Annotated in this window: 12 protein-coding genes; 2 read left to right on the top strand and 10 right to left on the bottom strand. The window is 65.4% G+C overall.

Annotated elements, in window-relative coordinates; translation table 11 throughout:
- Positions 1-12 precede the first annotated feature (12 nt).
- From TQ29_RS10090 to TQ29_RS10055, 8 genes are all read right to left on the bottom strand, one after another.
- Positions 13-948 carry a glyoxylate/hydroxypyruvate reductase A gene (locus tag TQ29_RS10090; RefSeq protein WP_157445648.1) on the bottom strand — a complete coding sequence of 312 codons (936 nt, stop codon included), beginning with the start codon at positions 946-948 and terminating at the stop codon, positions 13-15.
- Positions 945-2,090 carry a rod shape-determining protein RodA gene (gene rodA, locus TQ29_RS10085; RefSeq protein ID WP_054539049.1) on the bottom strand — a complete coding sequence of 382 codons (1,146 nt, stop codon included), beginning with the start codon at positions 2,088-2,090 and terminating at the stop codon, positions 945-947. The genes TQ29_RS10090 and rodA overlap by 4 nt, the downstream gene beginning before the upstream one ends.
- Positions 2,087-4,030, bottom strand: a complete 1,944-nt coding sequence (mrdA, locus tag TQ29_RS10080) for a penicillin-binding protein 2 (RefSeq protein ID WP_054539048.1) — start codon at positions 4,028-4,030, stop codon at positions 2,087-2,089. Before mrdA ends, rodA begins: the two co-directional genes overlap by 4 nt.
- On the bottom strand, positions 4,027-4,569 hold the full coding sequence (locus TQ29_RS10075; protein WP_054539047.1) for a hypothetical protein: 543 nt from the start codon (positions 4,567-4,569) through the stop codon (positions 4,027-4,029). Before TQ29_RS10075 ends, mrdA begins: the two co-directional genes overlap by 4 nt.
- Positions 4,566-5,474, bottom strand: coding sequence for a rod shape-determining protein MreC (gene mreC / locus TQ29_RS10070; protein WP_054539046.1), 909 nt, complete (start codon positions 5,472-5,474; stop codon positions 4,566-4,568). The genes TQ29_RS10075 and mreC overlap by 4 nt, the downstream gene beginning before the upstream one ends.
- Positions 5,475-5,513: 39 nt before the next feature.
- On the bottom strand, positions 5,514-6,551 hold the full coding sequence (locus TQ29_RS10065) for a rod shape-determining protein (protein ID WP_037208221.1): 1,038 nt from the start codon (positions 6,549-6,551) through the stop codon (positions 5,514-5,516).
- 183 nt (positions 6,552-6,734) lie between these two features.
- Complete coding sequence (locus tag TQ29_RS10060; RefSeq protein ID WP_037208218.1) at positions 6,735-8,288, bottom strand: 2-isopropylmalate synthase; 1,554 nt, start codon at positions 8,286-8,288, stop codon at positions 6,735-6,737.
- Between the two features lie 233 nt (positions 8,289-8,521).
- Positions 8,522-9,916 (bottom strand): MORN repeat-containing protein, encoded by a 1,395-nt coding sequence (locus TQ29_RS10055; protein WP_054540398.1) that lies wholly within the window; start codon positions 9,914-9,916, stop codon positions 8,522-8,524.
- 190 nt (positions 9,917-10,106) lie between these two features.
- On the opposite strand from TQ29_RS10055, the gene TQ29_RS10050 reads away from it, so the two are divergent.
- Together TQ29_RS10050 and wrbA are read left to right on the top strand one after the other, a co-directional pair.
- Entirely contained in the window at positions 10,107-11,765 is a 1,659-nt protein-coding gene (locus tag TQ29_RS10050) for an NAD+ synthase (RefSeq protein WP_054539045.1), read from the top strand.
- A 113-nt stretch (positions 11,766-11,878) separates the two neighbouring features.
- Complete coding sequence (wrbA, locus tag TQ29_RS10045) at positions 11,879-12,472, top strand: NAD(P)H:quinone oxidoreductase type IV (RefSeq protein WP_054539044.1); 594 nt, start codon at positions 11,879-11,881, stop codon at positions 12,470-12,472.
- Positions 12,473-12,479: 7 nt separating this feature from the next.
- Here wrbA and TQ29_RS10040 read toward each other — a convergent pair whose 3' ends face one another.
- Both TQ29_RS10040 and TQ29_RS10035 read right to left on the bottom strand, forming a co-directional pair.
- Positions 12,480-13,427, bottom strand: coding sequence for a 1-phosphofructokinase family hexose kinase (locus tag TQ29_RS10040; protein WP_054539043.1), 948 nt, complete (start codon positions 13,425-13,427; stop codon positions 12,480-12,482).
- 122 nt (positions 13,428-13,549) lie between these two features.
- Complete coding sequence (locus TQ29_RS10035) at positions 13,550-14,485, bottom strand: MBL fold metallo-hydrolase (protein ID WP_054539042.1); 936 nt, start codon at positions 14,483-14,485, stop codon at positions 13,550-13,552.
- Positions 14,486-14,616: the final 131 nt, after the last annotated feature.

Raw genomic sequence — 14,616 nt, 5'->3', positions numbered from 1 at the left:
ACGAGCGCCCGCTCAGTAGCCCTTGGCGCGATCGACGAGAAACAGGAACGGCTCTCCGGCCTCGCCGCGCCGGATGTTCTCGGCAATCACGCGCGAGGCGCTGTCGGGGCGGGTTTCCGAGGCGATATGCGGCGTGACGGTCACCTTGGGATGGGCCCAGAACGGATGCGCGGGCGGCAGGGGCTCTACCCGGAACACATCCAGCGTGGCATGGCCGATATGGCCCGCATCCAGCGCCGCCAGCAACGCGTCATCGTCGATCAGCGGCCCGCGGCCGGGGTTGATGATGACGGCCCCCTCGGGCAGCCGGGCCAGCCGCGCCGCATTCAGCAGGTTTTCGGTTTCGGGCGTCTGTGGCAACAGCAGAACGACGATCTCGGCCAGGCTCAGGGCCTTGTCCAGCCCGTCTTCGCCGCTCAGGCAGGTAACGCCGGGCACATCCTTGGGGCTGCGGCTCCAGCCCAGCACGTTGAAGCGCAGCGCGGCCAGCGCCTGGGCGCAGGCACGTCCCAGCTCGCCCAGGCCCAGTATCGCCACGGTGCGGTCCCGCGCCAGCGGCGGCGCCACCGGTTCCCACACCCCGTTCTGATGCAGGATATGGGCGTCCATGCCCAGATGGTGGCGCAGCACATGGCCGGTCACCCATTCGACCATGCCTTCCTCCAGCCCGGAGTCGACCATGCGGCACAGCGGCTGGGTCAGGGTGGTGTTGCCCACGATCTTTTCGACCCCGGCCCAAAGCCCCAGCACGGCCTTGCAGCCGGTAAAGGGCGTAAAATCGCTGACCGCGCCGTTGGGGGCGTAGATGATGTAATCGACTGTTTCCGGCGCATCGGTTTCGGTGAACAGGGTCACCTTCAGCCCGGCCGCATCGAAGGCGCGCCGCAGCGGCACCTGGTACTGCGACCAGCGCGACGCGTTGGCCGCAAACAGAATGTTCAGCATTATCTTCCCCTTGGCCTGTGAATATGCGCGCTTTGCACCAGCCCGAAAGCCACCATCAGCACCAGCATCGCCGACCCGCCGTAAGACACCAGCGGCAAGGGCACGCCCACGACCGGCGCCAGCCCCATCACCATCGACATGTTCAGCGCGAAGAACAGAAAGAAGGTGGCCGAAATGCCCAGGGTCAGCAGCGATGAAAACCGGTCCTTGTTCTTGAGCGCCGAGGCGATGCAGAACACGATGATCAGCCCGTAAAGCACCAGCAGCGAAAAGGCGCCGACAAAGCCGAATTCTTCGGCCAGGGTGGTGAAGATGAAATCGGTGTGCTTTTCGGGCAGGAAATTCAGCCGGCTCTGCGTGCCTTGCATGAACCCGCGCCCCGACCAGCCACCAGAGCCGAGCGCGATTTTCGACTGGGTGATGTGATAGCCCGCGCCCAGCGGATCTGACGCCGGGTCGAGAAACGTGTCGATGCGCCGGTACTGGTAATCCTCGAGCAACTGCCAGGGTGTGCCACGGGTCATGAACACGCCGGTCACCAGCACGCCGCCAAGCGCGAGAACGGCGGCGAAGTAGAGCCAGTGCACCCCGGCCACGAACATCACCGCCGCGCCGCCGATGACAAGCAGCAGCGCGGTGCCGAGGTCGGGCTGGCGCAGCACCAGATAGGTGGGCAGCAGGATCAGGAAAAGCGGCATGGCTACGAAAACCGGGCGCGATACCTTGTGGATATCCAGCCAGTCGTAATAGGCCGCGAGGATCATCACCAGCGTGATCTTGGTCAGCTCCGACGGCTGCAGCCGCATGAAGCCCAGATCGATCCAGCGTTGCGCACCCATCCCGACCGTTCCGAAGAACTCGACGAACAGCAACAGCATGATCGACAGCGAAAACGCCAGCGCCGCCATGTTGCGCCAGAACCAGATCGGCACGAACGCCACCAGGAACATCGCTGCCAGCCCCATGGCAAAGCGTTTGATCTGCGGCTCGGCCCACGGCGACATCGAGCCGCCGGCGACGGAATAAAGCATCATGAAGCCGGCCCCGGCCACCGCCGTCAGAAGCAGCACCAGCGCCCAGTTCAGATACAGAACCTTGCGCAGCCCGCTGGGAACGGTCTTCAGATTATACTCAAGATAGCTCATACGCGGGTCCGTACCGTCTGGGGCGCCGCGGGATCGCGCAGTGGCAGTTTGTCGAACAGCTCTCCCACCGCCTGGCGCTGGTTCTGCGGATAGGCGGTCAGCGGCGGCACCGTGCCGTAAAGCGCGCGCAGGGCGATATCGCGGGCGACGGGGGCCGCGGCTGTCGATCCGCCGCCGCCATGCTCCACCACCACCGACACGGCGACCCTGGGGTTGTCATAGGGCGCGAAACAGACGAACAGCGCGTGATCGCGCCGGTTCCAGGGCAGGTCTTCGTTGCGGAACACGCCGCGCGCCCGTTCGGCCGCCGTGATGTTGCGCACCTGGCTGGTGCCGGTCTTGCCGGCAAGCTGCATCGCCTCGTCCACCACGCGGGTGCGATAGCCGGTGCCCCGGCGGCTGTTGGAAACGGCGTACATGCCCTTGCGCACATGCGTCAGCAGCATCGGGTTGACCTCCAGCGCCTCGCCGCGCCCCGAGGCCTGCTCGACCCCGTCGATCGACTTCAGCAGTCGTGGCGTCACCGCGCGCCCGGTGGCGATCCGTCCGGTCATCACCGCCAGTTGCAGGGGCGAGGCCAGCACGAAGCCCTGGCCGATCGCCGCGTTCAGCGTGTCGCCGACCACCCAGTCGCCGCCGCGATAGATGCTTTTCCAGTCCTTGGTGGGGGTCAGCCCTTCGGCCACGGCCGACATCGGCAGATCGTGGCGGATGCCCAGGCCCAGCGTGTTGGCCATCGCCGTGATCTTCTCGATCCCGACGCGGCGGGCGATATCGTAGAAGAACACGTCGCAGGATTGCTCCAGGCTCTTGTTCAGATCCACATGCCCGTGGCCGCCGCGTTTCCAGCAGTGGAACCGCCGGCCGCCGCTTTCCAGATAGCCCGGGCACCAGACGGTTTCGCCCGGTGTGATCACCCCGTCTTGCAGCGCCGCCAGCGCGGTGACCATCTTGAAGGTCGATCCGGGCGGATAGGTGCCCTGCACCGTCTTGTTGGCCAGCGGGCGATAGGGGTTTTCCGTCAGTTCCCGGTAGTCGCCGACAGAGATGCCGCGCACGAACTTGTTGGGGTCGAAGGTCGGCGAAGAGGCGATGCCCAGCAGATCGCCCTCGTTGAGGTCGAGCACCACGGCGGCGGCGCTTTCAGCAGACAGTCGCGCCTGCATGAAGTTCTGCAGGCCATGATCGATCGTCAGTTGCAGGTCGGCGCCGGCCTGGCCCTCGGTCCTGTCCAGTTCGCGGATGACCCGGCCGACGGCGTTGACCTCGATCCGCTTGTTGCCCGCCTTGCCGCGCAGCAGGTCTTCGGTCTTGGCCTCGACCCCGGATTTGCCGATCTGAAATCGCGGGATCTGCAGCACCGGCTCGGGGTTTTCCAGCTTGCTCAGGTCGTAATCGCTGACCGGGCCGACATAGCCGATCACATGCGCGAAGTCGCTGCCCATGGGATAGCTGCGCGACAGGCCGACCTCCGGCGTGATGCCGGGCAGGGCGGGGGCGTTGACGGCCACCTCGGCCACTTCCTCCCAGCTCAGCCGGTCGGCGATGGTGACGGGTACAAAGGCGCTGCGGCGCATGATCTCCTTGCGGGCGCGGGCGAGATCCTCTTCCGACAGCGGAACCAGCCGGGCGACGCGGGCCAGCGCCTCTTCGACATCGCCGGCATCCTCTCGCACGATGACGATGCGGTAATTCTGTTCGTTCTGCGCCAGCGGCGTGCCGTTGCGATCGAAGATCAGGCCACGGGTCGGCGGGATCAGGCGGATGTTGATCCTGTTTTCCTCGGCCAGCAGGCGGAACTGATCGGCCTGTTCGACCTGCATGTAGCGCATGCGCAGGCCAAGCACGGCCATGAAGGTGACCTGCGCCCCGCCCAGAATCAGCCCGCGCCGGGTGATCCTGCGGGCGCTTTCCTCGGTGTCCTTTTGCGAATGTTTCATCGCGGCACCCCGTGCGGATCGACATCGCCGGGGCTGAGCCGGCGCAGCGTCAGCCCATGATGGCAGAACAACACCACCAGGGGATAAAACGCGATGGTCAGGGCCGCGCGCATCAGCGCCATGACGGGCTGCCCGTGATCGACCGCGAACAGGCTCAGCACCAGCATATAGACCAGCGAGATCGCCGCGATCACCATCGCGGTAAAGGCCCATTCGGCGGGAAAGGGCAGCTCTCCGGTGCCGCCGTGGCGGCTGCGCAGAAACTCCGCCCCAAGCAGAACCAGCGCGGTCCACAGCCCCGGCGGGCGCATCAACAGCATATCGGCCATCAGGAAGACCCCGACCAGAAGAAAGGGCGGCAGGAAATCCGGGCGGCGCTGCACCCAGGCAAAGGCCAGGCACAACAGCAGGTCAGGCCCCGGAAACCGGCCCGGCGTGGTATCGAGCGGCAGAAGATAAAGAAAGATCAGCACCGCGCCCAAAAGCCCGAAAACCACACGATAGACCAGACGTTGCGATGCGACAGAGGCAACCATCATCCGCCCTCCGCCGTGGGGCCGATGGCCGCTGGCGGATCACCCGCGCGGCCATCCGTCACCAGCCCGCCCGGTTCGCCGATGACCTCCTTGCCGCGGTTGCGCAGCACCCGCAGAAATTCCAGCCGCTCATAATCGGCCGCCAGCCGGACCCGCAGCCGCCTGTCGGCCCCCTGGGCGACCTGCCCGACCAGAAGCCCGGCGGGAAACACCCCGCCATCGCCCGATGACACGACCCTGTCGCCGGGGCGCACGGCATCGGGATTTTCGAGAAACTCGATCGCGGGCGCGTTGGTGTTGTCGCCGGCCAGAATGGCGCGCTGGCCCGAGGGCTGGATCGTCACCGGAATGCGGCTGTTGGAATCGGTCAGCAGAATCACGCGCGCGCTGTTCTGGCCCACGCCGGAAATCCGCCCGACGATGCCCAGCCCGTCGGTCGCGGCCCAGCCGTCGATGATGCCGTCGCGCGCGCCCACGTTCAGCAGCACCGACTGCCGGAAGGGCGAGCCGCTGTCGGCCAGAACCACCCCGGTGATATAGGTCAGCTTCGGGTCCAGCCGCACCTTGTTGAGATCCAGCAGCTTGGCGTTTTCCTGCTCCAGCTGCAGGGCGGCTTCCTTCCACGCCCGCATCTGCCGCAGCTCGCGCCGCAGCTCCTGGTTCTGTTCGTAGATCTTGGTGTAGGACTGGAAATTATCGGCCATGCCCGCGATCTTGGTCACCGGCACGAAAGCCCAATCGAACGAGGGCACGACCCTGTCCACCAGCGCGGCGCGGAACCGTTCCACGCGCGGGCTGTCGATCCGCCAGATCAGGAACAGGCCGGTGAGGCAAAACAGCAGTACGCCGATCACGATACGCCGGATCGGGCGGACATAGTCGGCCTGTGAGTTTCGGTCCTTTGCCACGGCGGCCTTTCTTCGGGCGCGGGGCGCGTGCGGTTTCGCTTAGCTGTCGTAATCTATGACATGCCGGAGTTGTTTTTCAAACTCCAGCGCCTTGCCCGTGCCCAGTGCCACACAATTGAGTGATTCATCGGCGACGGAAACGGCAAGCCCCGTCTGCTCGCGCAGGGCCAGATCCAGCTCGCCCAGAAGCGCGCCGCCGCCGGTCAGCATCACGCCCCGGTCCACGATATCGGCGGCCAGATCGGGCGGCGTCGCCTCCAGCGCGGTCATCACCGCCTCGCAGATCTGCTGCACCGGTTCGGCCAGCGCCTCGGCCACCTGGGCCTGGTTGATCTCGATCTCCTTGGGTACGCCGTTCAGCAGGTCGCGCCCGCGGATCTGCATCGACGCGCCGCGCCCGTCGTCGGGCATGCGCGCGGTGCCGATCGAGGTTTTGATGCGTTCGGCCGTTGCCTCGCCGATCAGAAGGTTCTGCTGGCGCCGCAGATAGGAAATCACCGCGTCATCCATCCGGTCGCCGCCCACGCGCACCGAACGCGCATAGACGATATCGCCCAGCGAAAGCACGGCCACCTCGGTGGTGCCGCCGCCGATATCCACGACCATGTTGCCGGTGGGATCGGTGATCGGCATGCCGGCTCCGATGGCCGCCGCGATCGGTTCGGCGATCAGCCCGGCGCGGCGGGCGCCAGCCGAAAGAACAGACTGGCGGATGGCGCGCTTTTCAACCGGCGTGGCGCCATGCGGCACGCAGACGATGATCTTGGGTTTGGTGAAGGTGGTGCGCTTGTGGACCTTGCGGATGAAATACTTGATCATCTCTTCGGCCACGTCGAAATCGGCGATGACGCCTTCGCGCATCGGGCGGATCGCCTCGATGCTGCCGGGGGTGCGGCCCAGCATCAGCTTGGCGTCTTCCCCCACGGCCAGAACCTGTTTGCGCCCATCCTTGACGTGGAAGGCCACCACCGATGGTTCGTTCAGGATAATGCCCTTGCCCTTGACATAGACAAGTGTGTTCGCCGTCCCCAGGTCGATTGCCATGTCCGACGAAAACAAACCACCAAAAGCTGCCATATGCGGCGTTCCCGTTTCCCAAAATCCCCATCCGCGACTCTCTCGTGCGCGGGCCGAAATGCCTTATAGGCGGCGGGCGGGTGCAGGGTAAAGGGGCGGGCCGGGCAAATCAGCGCAATTATGCCTTCGCGGGTTCCGCGCCCGACCGGCGGGCGCGGAAAAAGGCGGGTTTCCCCGCGCGTGTCAGGAGGCCATCGGCGCCGGCCTCGTCTTTTCGCGCCGCACCAGCAGCCGGTTCAGCGCGTTGACATAGGCCTTGGCCGAGGCGACCACGGTATCGGTATCCGATGACTGGCCGGTGACGATCTTGCCGTTTTCCTCCATCCGCACGCTGACCGTGGCCTGGGCATCGGTGCCTTCGGTCACCGCATGCACCTGATAGAGCTGCAGGCGCGCGGTATGCGGGAACAGCGCCTTGACCGCGTTGAACGCCGCATCCACAGGGCCGTCGCCAATGGCGGAAACCTGATGGTCGGCCCCGTCGATCGTCAGTGTCAGATCGGCCGTCTGCGGCGCTTCGGTGCCGCAGACCACGCGCAGGAACTTGACCTGGATGCGGCCATGCGCCTCGTCGGAGGAACTGTCATGCATCAGCGCGATCAGGTCGTCGTCGTAGACCTCTTTCTTGCGGTCGGCCAAAGCCTTGAACCGCACGAACACGTCCTTGAGCTGATTGTCGCCCAGATCATAGCCCAGATCGTTCAGCTTGGCGCGCAGCGCGGCGCGGCCCGAGTGCTTGCCCATCACCAGATTGGTTTCGCTCAGCCCGATATCCTCGGGGCGCATGATCTCGAACGTCTCGGCGTTCTTGAGCATGCCGTCCTGGTGGATGCCGCTTTCATGGGCAAAGGCGTTCTTGCCGACGATGGCCTTGTTATATTGCACCGGAAAGCCCGAAACGGTCGCGACGCGGCGGCTGACGTTCATGATCCGCGTGGTATCCACGCCGGTGCGGAACGGCATGATATCGTTGCGCACCTTCAGCGCCATCACCACCTCTTCCAGCGCGGTGTTGCCGGCACGCTCGCCCAGGCCGTTGATCGTGCATTCGATCTGCCGCGCGCCGGCCTCGACCGCGGCCAGGCTGTTGGCGGTGGCCATGCCCAGATCGTTGTGGCAATGGGTGGAAAACACCACATCCCCGGCGCCGGGCACCTTTTCGATCAGCATCCGGATCAGATCGGCGCTTTCACGCGGCGCGGTGTAGCCCACCGTGTCGGGGATGTTGATCGTGGTGGCGCCGGCCCGGATCGCGATCTCGACCACGCGGCACAGATAGTCATGTTCCGTGCGCGTCGCATCCATGGGCGACCATTGCACGTTGTCGCACAGGTTGCGCGCGTGGCTGACCGTTTCATGGATCAGATCGGCCATCGCATCCTTGCTGAGCTTGGGGATGTCGCGGTGCAGGGGCGAGGTGCCGATGAACGTGTGGATGCGCGGGCGGGCGGCGTGTTTCACCGCTTCCCAGCAGCGGTCGATATCCTTGAAATTGGCGCGGGACAGGCCGCAGATCACGGCATTCTGAGATTGTTTCGCAATGTCGCGCACCGCTTCGAAATCGCCTTCGGATGCGATGGGGAACCCGGCCTCGATGATATCCACGCCCATCTCGTCGAGCATGGAGGCGATCTCCAGCTTTTCGTCATGGGTCATGGTGGCGCCGGGGCTTTGCTCGCCGTCGCGCAGGGTTGTGTCGAATATCAGGACGCGGTCCTGTTTGGAAATATCGGTCATGGTGGTGTCTCTCTTTCAGTCCTCAGCTAAGCAATCCGGCGCTGGTCACCCCTGAGCGGTCGCGCCGAAGGCACGCTCAGAGGCGGCTAAGGAGCAGAAGGGCACGGGACAGCAGGGCGCGCGAAGCGGCCCCGGTGCGGATGGTGATATGAAGATCCCGTGTCATTGGCGCGAAATATACGCGCTGAGGCCGGAAAGGAAAGCTGAAATATTGGGCAAACGCGCCCGCGCGCCTACTCCGCGGCGGGGGCTTCGGGATCGGGCGCGGGGGCGGCCTCGCCCGAGGTCAGCACCCCGTTCTTCCAGTTGCCGGTTTCCTCTTCGCCGCTGGCATAGCGCATGGTGCCTTCGCCCTGCCGCTTGCCCTCGGCGAACATGCCTTCATAGACATCGCCGTTGGCATAGGTGGCGATCCCGTTGCCGTGGATCTCGCCGGCCTTCCATTCGCCCTCATAGGTGAACCCGTCGGGCATCACGATCTTGCCGGTACCTTCGCGCTGGCCGGCGACGAACCCGCCCTCATAGACCGTGCCGTCGGAATAGGTCGCCTTGCCCTGACCGTCGCGCAGCCCGTCTTTCCAGCTGCCGGTATAGGAATAGCCGTCGGTGAAGGTCATGGTGCCTTGCCCGTGGTTCTTGGCATTGCGGAACTCGCCCTCATAGACCAGCCCGTTGGCATAGGTGGCGATGCCCTTGCCGTCGATCACCCCGGCAGACCATTCGCCGTCATAGGTGGAGCCGTCGGGATAGGTGATCTTGCCGGTGCCGTCGGCAAGATCGTCGCGGAACTGGCCGACATAGACCGACCCGTCAGGATAGGTCACCGTGCCTTGTCCCTCGATCCGGCCCTCGACCCATTCGCCCTCGTAGACATAGCCGTCGGTGCCGCGGAACGTGCCCTGGCCCTGGCGCTTGTCATTCTGGAAGGCGCCTTCATAGACGTCGCCGTTGGCATAGGTCACCTTGCCCGCGCCGTGGCGTTCACCGTTGACCAGAAGCCCCTCGTAGACATCGCCGTTGGGCTGGGTCAGCGTGCCGAAGCCGTTGATCTGCCCGTCTTTCCAAGATCCGGTATAGGTCAGCCCGTCGGGCATGGTCAGCGTGCCCTGACCCGCGCGCTGGCCGTTCTTCATCTCGCCCTCATAGATCGCGCCGTCGGGATAGGTGATCTTGCCCGCGCCCTCCTTCACGCCTTCGATCCAGGCCCCTTCATAGATATAGCCATTGGGGCTGGTCATCGTGCCGGTGCCATGGTGCAGCGCGTTCAGGAAATCGCCCTCATAGCGCACGCCGTTGGCATAGACGGCCACGCCCTTGCCCGAGATCTTGCCATCGGTCCAGTCGCCCTCATAGGTGCCGCCATCGGCGAAGGTGATCTTGCCGAAGCCCTCGGGCTTGCCCCTGGCAAAGCTGCCCTCGTAGACCGAGCCGTTGGGAAAGCGTGCGATGCCGGTGCCGCGGATCTCTCCGGCGACCCACTCGCCGGAATACTCATAGCCGTTGGGCAGCCGGTAGGTGCCGCGCCCGTCCTGCTTGCCATCCTTGAAAGTGCCTTCGTAGATGCCGCCGTCATCATATTGCTTGGTGATGACCTGACCGGCCTCCTGCGCCACGGCCAAACCGGCCATGGTGATGAAAATGCCCGTCAGAACTGCGCCTGCCTTATGCACGACTGCCCCCTTAGCCCCTGCTGTGTCCACCCCAGCGAATGCGGCCCGAGCCTAGTGGAGGTGCCCGGGGCTGACAACGGTTTTCGCCATCAATCGGCTTTCCCTCGCGCAGAACTCTGCTAAGACAAATTTCGACACGGAGGTGCCGATGGCCGACAGATTTCGCCTGACACTTGCACAGCTTAACCCGACCGTCGGCGCGCTGGACGCGAATGCCGACATGGTGCGCGCGGCATGGGCCACCGCCAAGGCGGCCGGCGCCGACATGCTGGCGCTGCCCGAGATGTTCATCACCGGCTATCAGACGCAGGATCTGGTGATGAAGCCCGGCTTCACCCTTCACGCGATGCGCCTGGTGGATACGCTTGCGAAGGAATGCGCCGATGGCCCGGCGATCGGTATCGGCGGGCCCTATGCCTTTGCCGAGAAGCTCTACAACGCGTATTTCATCCTGTCGGGTGGCAAGGTGCAGGCCACGATCCTGAAGCATCACCTGCCCAACGAAACCGTGTTCGACGAACAGCGCCTGTTTTCCTCGGGTCCGGTCAACGGCCCTTACCGCATCGGACCGCTGTGTATCGGCACGCCGATCTGCGAGGATGCCTGGCACCCGGATGTCTGTGAAACCCTGGCCGAAACCGGGGCGAGCTTCTTTCTGGTGCCCAACGGATCGCCCTACTACCGCCACAAGCTCGACCGGCGGCTGACCCATATGGTGGCGCGCGTGGTCGAGACGGGGCTGCCGCTGATCTATCTCAACATGGTGGGCGGGCAGGACGATCAGGTGTTCGACGGCGGCAGTTTCGTGCTGAACCCAAGCGGCGAACTGGCGGCGCTGCTGCCGGTGTTCGACGAGACGGTGGTGCATGTGGATTTCACCGAGACGCCCGAAGGCTGGCGCGCGGTGGAGGGCGAAAAGAGCCGCCACCCCGACGTCTGGGAGCAGGATTACCGCGTGATGGTCGAGGCGCTGCGCGATTATTGCGACAAGTCGGGCTTCGGCAAGGTGCTGCTGGGCCTGTCGGGCGGTATCGACAGCGCCATCGTGGCGACCATCGCCGCCGACGCGCTTGGCCCCGAGAATGTGCGCTGCGTGATGCTGCCCTCCGAATACACCTCTCGCGCGTCGCTGGACGATGCCGAGGCCGTGGCAAAGGTGCTGGGCTGCCGCTACGACTATGTTCCGATCGGCCCGGCGCGGCAGGTGGTGACCGAAACGCTGGCGCCGCTGTTCGAGGGGCTGGCCCCCGACACGACAGAGGAAAACATCCAGTCGCGCCTGCGCGGGCTGCTGCTGATGGCGATGTCGAACAAGTTCGGCGAGATGCTGCTGACCACCGGCAACAAGTCCGAGGTGGCGGTGGGCTATGCCACGATCTATGGCGACATGGCCGGCGGCTACAACCCGATCAAGGATCTCTACAAGACGCGGGTTTTCGAAACCTGCCGCTGGCGCAACGCCAATCACCGGCCCTGGATGAAGGGTCCGGCGGGCGAGGTGATCCCGCCCCGCATCATCGACAAGCCGCCCTCGGCCGAGCTGCGCGCCGATCAGAAGGACGAAGACAGCCTGCCGCCCTATCCGGTGCTCGACGCGATCCTGACCATGCTGATCGACGAGGAGAAATCAGTGGCCGAGGCGGTGGCGGCCGGGTTCGACCGAGATGTGGTGAAGAAGGTCGAGCATCTGATCTATCTCTCGGAATACAAGCGCTATCAGTCCGCCCCCGGCGCGCGGCTGACGTTCCGCGCTTTCTGGCTGGACCGGCGCTATCCCATCGTCAACCGCTGGCGCGACCCGACCTGACCGGGGCGGGGGCGTTCACGCGCAAGTGATGCGCCCGGCGGCCAATTCGCGGCGCGTGATGCAACCACAGCGCGGCAGAACAGTTGAGTCTTCCAATAACAAAGGAGGCTCGCATGACCACCGTGAAACTCGCCGTCGTGTTCTACACGACCTATGGCACCAATCACCAGATCGCCACGATCGCCGCCCAGGCGGCCAAAGATGCGGGCGCGGAGGTGCGCCTGCTGCGCGTCGCCGAAACCGCGCCGCAAGAGGTGGTGAACGGGCAGGAGGCCTGGAAGGCCCAGTTGGACAAGATGTCCGACATCCCCGTCGTCACCCCGGATGATATGGACTGGGCCAACGCCTACTTCTTCTCCGCGCCCACGCGCTACGGCGTAGTGGCCAGCCAGATGCGGGGCTTCATCGACACGCTCGGCCCGCTCTGGCAGGAAGGCAAGCTGGCGAACAAACCCGTGACCGCGACCACCAGCGCTCAGAATGCCCATGGCGGGCAGGAGGCGACGCTGCTGTCGCTTTACACCACGTTCATGCACTGGGGCGCGGTTCTGGTGCCGCCGGGTTATACCGACAGCGTGATCTTCGAGGCCGGCGGCAACCCTTACGGCTATTCCCATACGCAGGGTGATCTGTTCGACAAGGCCGAACCGGCGATCGCGCATCAGGCCCGTCGCCTTGTGGAATTCGCAGGCAAGATCGCTGCCTGAGGTGGCGCTAGAGTTCGGTCAGCGGGCATTCGGCGATCAGCCGTTCTGCATCGGCGCGGGTGCACAGCCGGGTGGCATCGGTCATCACCGCGGCGCTGGCCGCCGCCGCACCGCGCTGCAGCGCCGCGCCCAGATCCTGCCCCCGGGCCAGTGACAGGGTGAAGCCTGCCACGAAACTGTCGCCCGCCCCGACCTTGCTTTTGACAGGCACCGGTGCGGCGGCGGCGTGCAGGCGCAGCCCGTCGGCCGCCAGCACCGATCCGTCGGCGCCGCGCGCCACCACCACCGCCCGCGCCGCGCCCCTTGCCACCAGCGACGCTGCGAAAGCAGCGCTGTCGGCGCGGGTGGGCAGCGGCTGGCCCGCCAGCCCCTCGGCCTCTTCCCCGTCCATGCGCAGGATATAGGGCACATGCGGATGCGCCTTCGCCAGATCCTGCAGGGCCGCGCCGGAAGTGTCGACCACCACTTTCGCGCCGGTATCCTTCAGGCAATCGCAGACCAATGTGGCGAAATGGGGCGGGATGCCGGGGGGCAGGCTGCCGCTCAGCACGACAAAGCCGCTGTCGGGCACCGCGTCGCGGATGCTGCCCAGAACGGCGGCCAAGCGTTCGTCATCCCAGGTCGGGCCGGGAAAGACAAAGCGGTATTGCCGCCCGTCGCGCCTGTCCGTCACGGCCAGGCTCTGCCGGGTTTCGCCGGGCGCGCGGAAGGGCAGGATGGCGATGCCTTCCTCGACCAGCAACTGTCGCAGCTTCTTGCCCATCGGTCCGCCGATCGCCACCAGTGCCCGGGTCTGGCCGCCCAGAATGCGCACCGCCCGCGACACGTTGATGCCGCCGCCGCCGGGATCGGTCACCGGCGGGTCGCAGCGCAGTTTCAGCTCCGGTTCCACCTGATCGACAGCGCTGGACAGGTCCACCGCCGGGTTCAGTGTGATCGTCAGAATGTCCTGCATGCCATGTGCCCTTCGACGCTTTCGGCGGCCAGACTGCCAGCCCGCCGCGCCGCCGCCAAGGCCCGACAAAAGAAAAACGGGGCGCTGTTGCGCCCCGCCGGATGTTTCGGGCCGTGGCCGTTTCAGACGCGCGGCAGCTTCATCTGATAGCTTGCCGGGACATAGCGAAACCCGTCGCCGCGCGCCTCTGCATAGCCCATCGCGGGGAAGGGCATGTGATAGCCGATGAAGGGCGTCTTGTCGGCGGCCAGCATGTTCAGCATCCGCCTGCGCGTGGCGGCGGCGGTGGATTTGTCCATGTCGAAGCTCACCTCCCAGTCGGGGTGGCCCAGCGACCAGACATAGTGATTGGCGAAATCGGCCCCCAGCAACAGGCTCTTGCCGCCGCTTTCCAGCATATAGGCCATGTGGCCCGGCGTGTGCCCGAAGGCCGCCATCGCCGTGATGCCGGAGGTGACGCTGCCGCCATCGTCAAGAAAGCTCATTTTGTCGGCCAGCGGTTTGACCTTGGTGTCGAAGCCTTCGTTGCCCATCTTGGCCCAGGCATCGAATTCCACCGCCCCCGTGACATAGCCTGCATTGGCAAAGGTTTCGCCCGCGGCGCCTGACAGCCCGCCGATATGATCGCCGTGCATATGGGTCAGCACCACGGTATCCACCTGATCGGCGGCATGGCCGGCGGCCGCCAGCGCGGCGGTGATGCCCTCGGGGGCAAGCCCGGTGTCGAACAGGATCAGCTCCGATCCGGTATTGACCAATGTCGGGGTGAAGAAGAACTGTGCGGCCTGCGTGGGGATGTAATTGGCGGCCGAGACTTCGGCGAATTCCTCTTCCGATGCGTTCAGGCCGAATATCTTGTGCGGGTCGGGTACGGTGCGGGTGCCGGCCAGAAGTGCGGTCACCTCGAACTCTCCCAGCATGAAGCGGTTGAACGGTGTCCGGGCGGGGCCCTGCATCGGCGCGGCGGCGTGGGCGGCAGTGCCCATGGCGCCGGCCAGCGGCAGCGCCGCCCCTGCAAGCAGCGCCTGCCGGCGGTTCAGTGAAATCTCGGATGCCATGGTCTTCTCCCTGTTAACGTCCGTTTCGCAGACAAGGGTAGCCGCAAGTGGCCCAATCTCCATGTCACGAGACCGCGAGGATGGCTTTTGCGCGCTGCCGGGCCCCGGTGCCGGGTGCTGTCATATGGACA

It is taken from the genome of Actibacterium sp. EMB200-NS6, from assembly GCF_001305615.1.
GTDB classification, from domain to species: domain Bacteria; phylum Pseudomonadota; class Alphaproteobacteria; order Rhodobacterales; family Rhodobacteraceae; genus Actibacterium_A; species Actibacterium_A naphthalenivorans.
Note: the sequence above shows the minus strand (reverse complement) of the source record. Positions and strands in the feature narration are given on the sequence as shown.

Bases quoted from the DNA above. Each gene is read 5' to 3' on its own strand.
- rodA (WP_054539049.1), bottom strand. From the start codon at position 2,090: ATGAGCTATCTTGAGTATAATCTGAAGACCGTTCCCAGCGGGCTGCGC.
- mrdA (WP_054539048.1), bottom strand. From the start codon at position 4,030: ATGAAACATTCGCAAAAGGACACCGAGGAAAGCGCCCGCAGGATCACC.
- TQ29_RS10075 (WP_054539047.1), bottom strand. From the start codon at position 4,569: ATGATGGTTGCCTCTGTCGCATCGCAACGTCTGGTCTATCGTGTGGTT.
- TQ29_RS10065 (WP_037208221.1), bottom strand. From the start codon at position 6,551: ATGGCAGCTTTTGGTGGTTTGTTTTCGTCGGACATGGCAATCGACCTG.
- TQ29_RS10060 (WP_037208218.1), bottom strand. From the start codon at position 8,288: ATGACCGATATTTCCAAACAGGACCGCGTCCTGATATTCGACACAACC.
- TQ29_RS10055 (WP_054540398.1), bottom strand. From the start codon at position 9,916: ATGGCCGGTTTGGCCGTGGCGCAGGAGGCCGGTCAGGTCATCACCAAG.
- TQ29_RS10050 (WP_054539045.1), top strand. From the start codon at position 10,107: ATGGCCGACAGATTTCGCCTGACACTTGCACAGCTTAACCCGACCGTC.
- wrbA (WP_054539044.1), top strand. From the start codon at position 11,879: ATGACCACCGTGAAACTCGCCGTCGTGTTCTACACGACCTATGGCACC.
- TQ29_RS10040 (WP_054539043.1), bottom strand. From the start codon at position 13,427: ATGCAGGACATTCTGACGATCACACTGAACCCGGCGGTGGACCTGTCC.
- TQ29_RS10035 (WP_054539042.1), bottom strand. From the start codon at position 14,485: ATGGCATCCGAGATTTCACTGAACCGCCGGCAGGCGCTGCTTGCAGGG.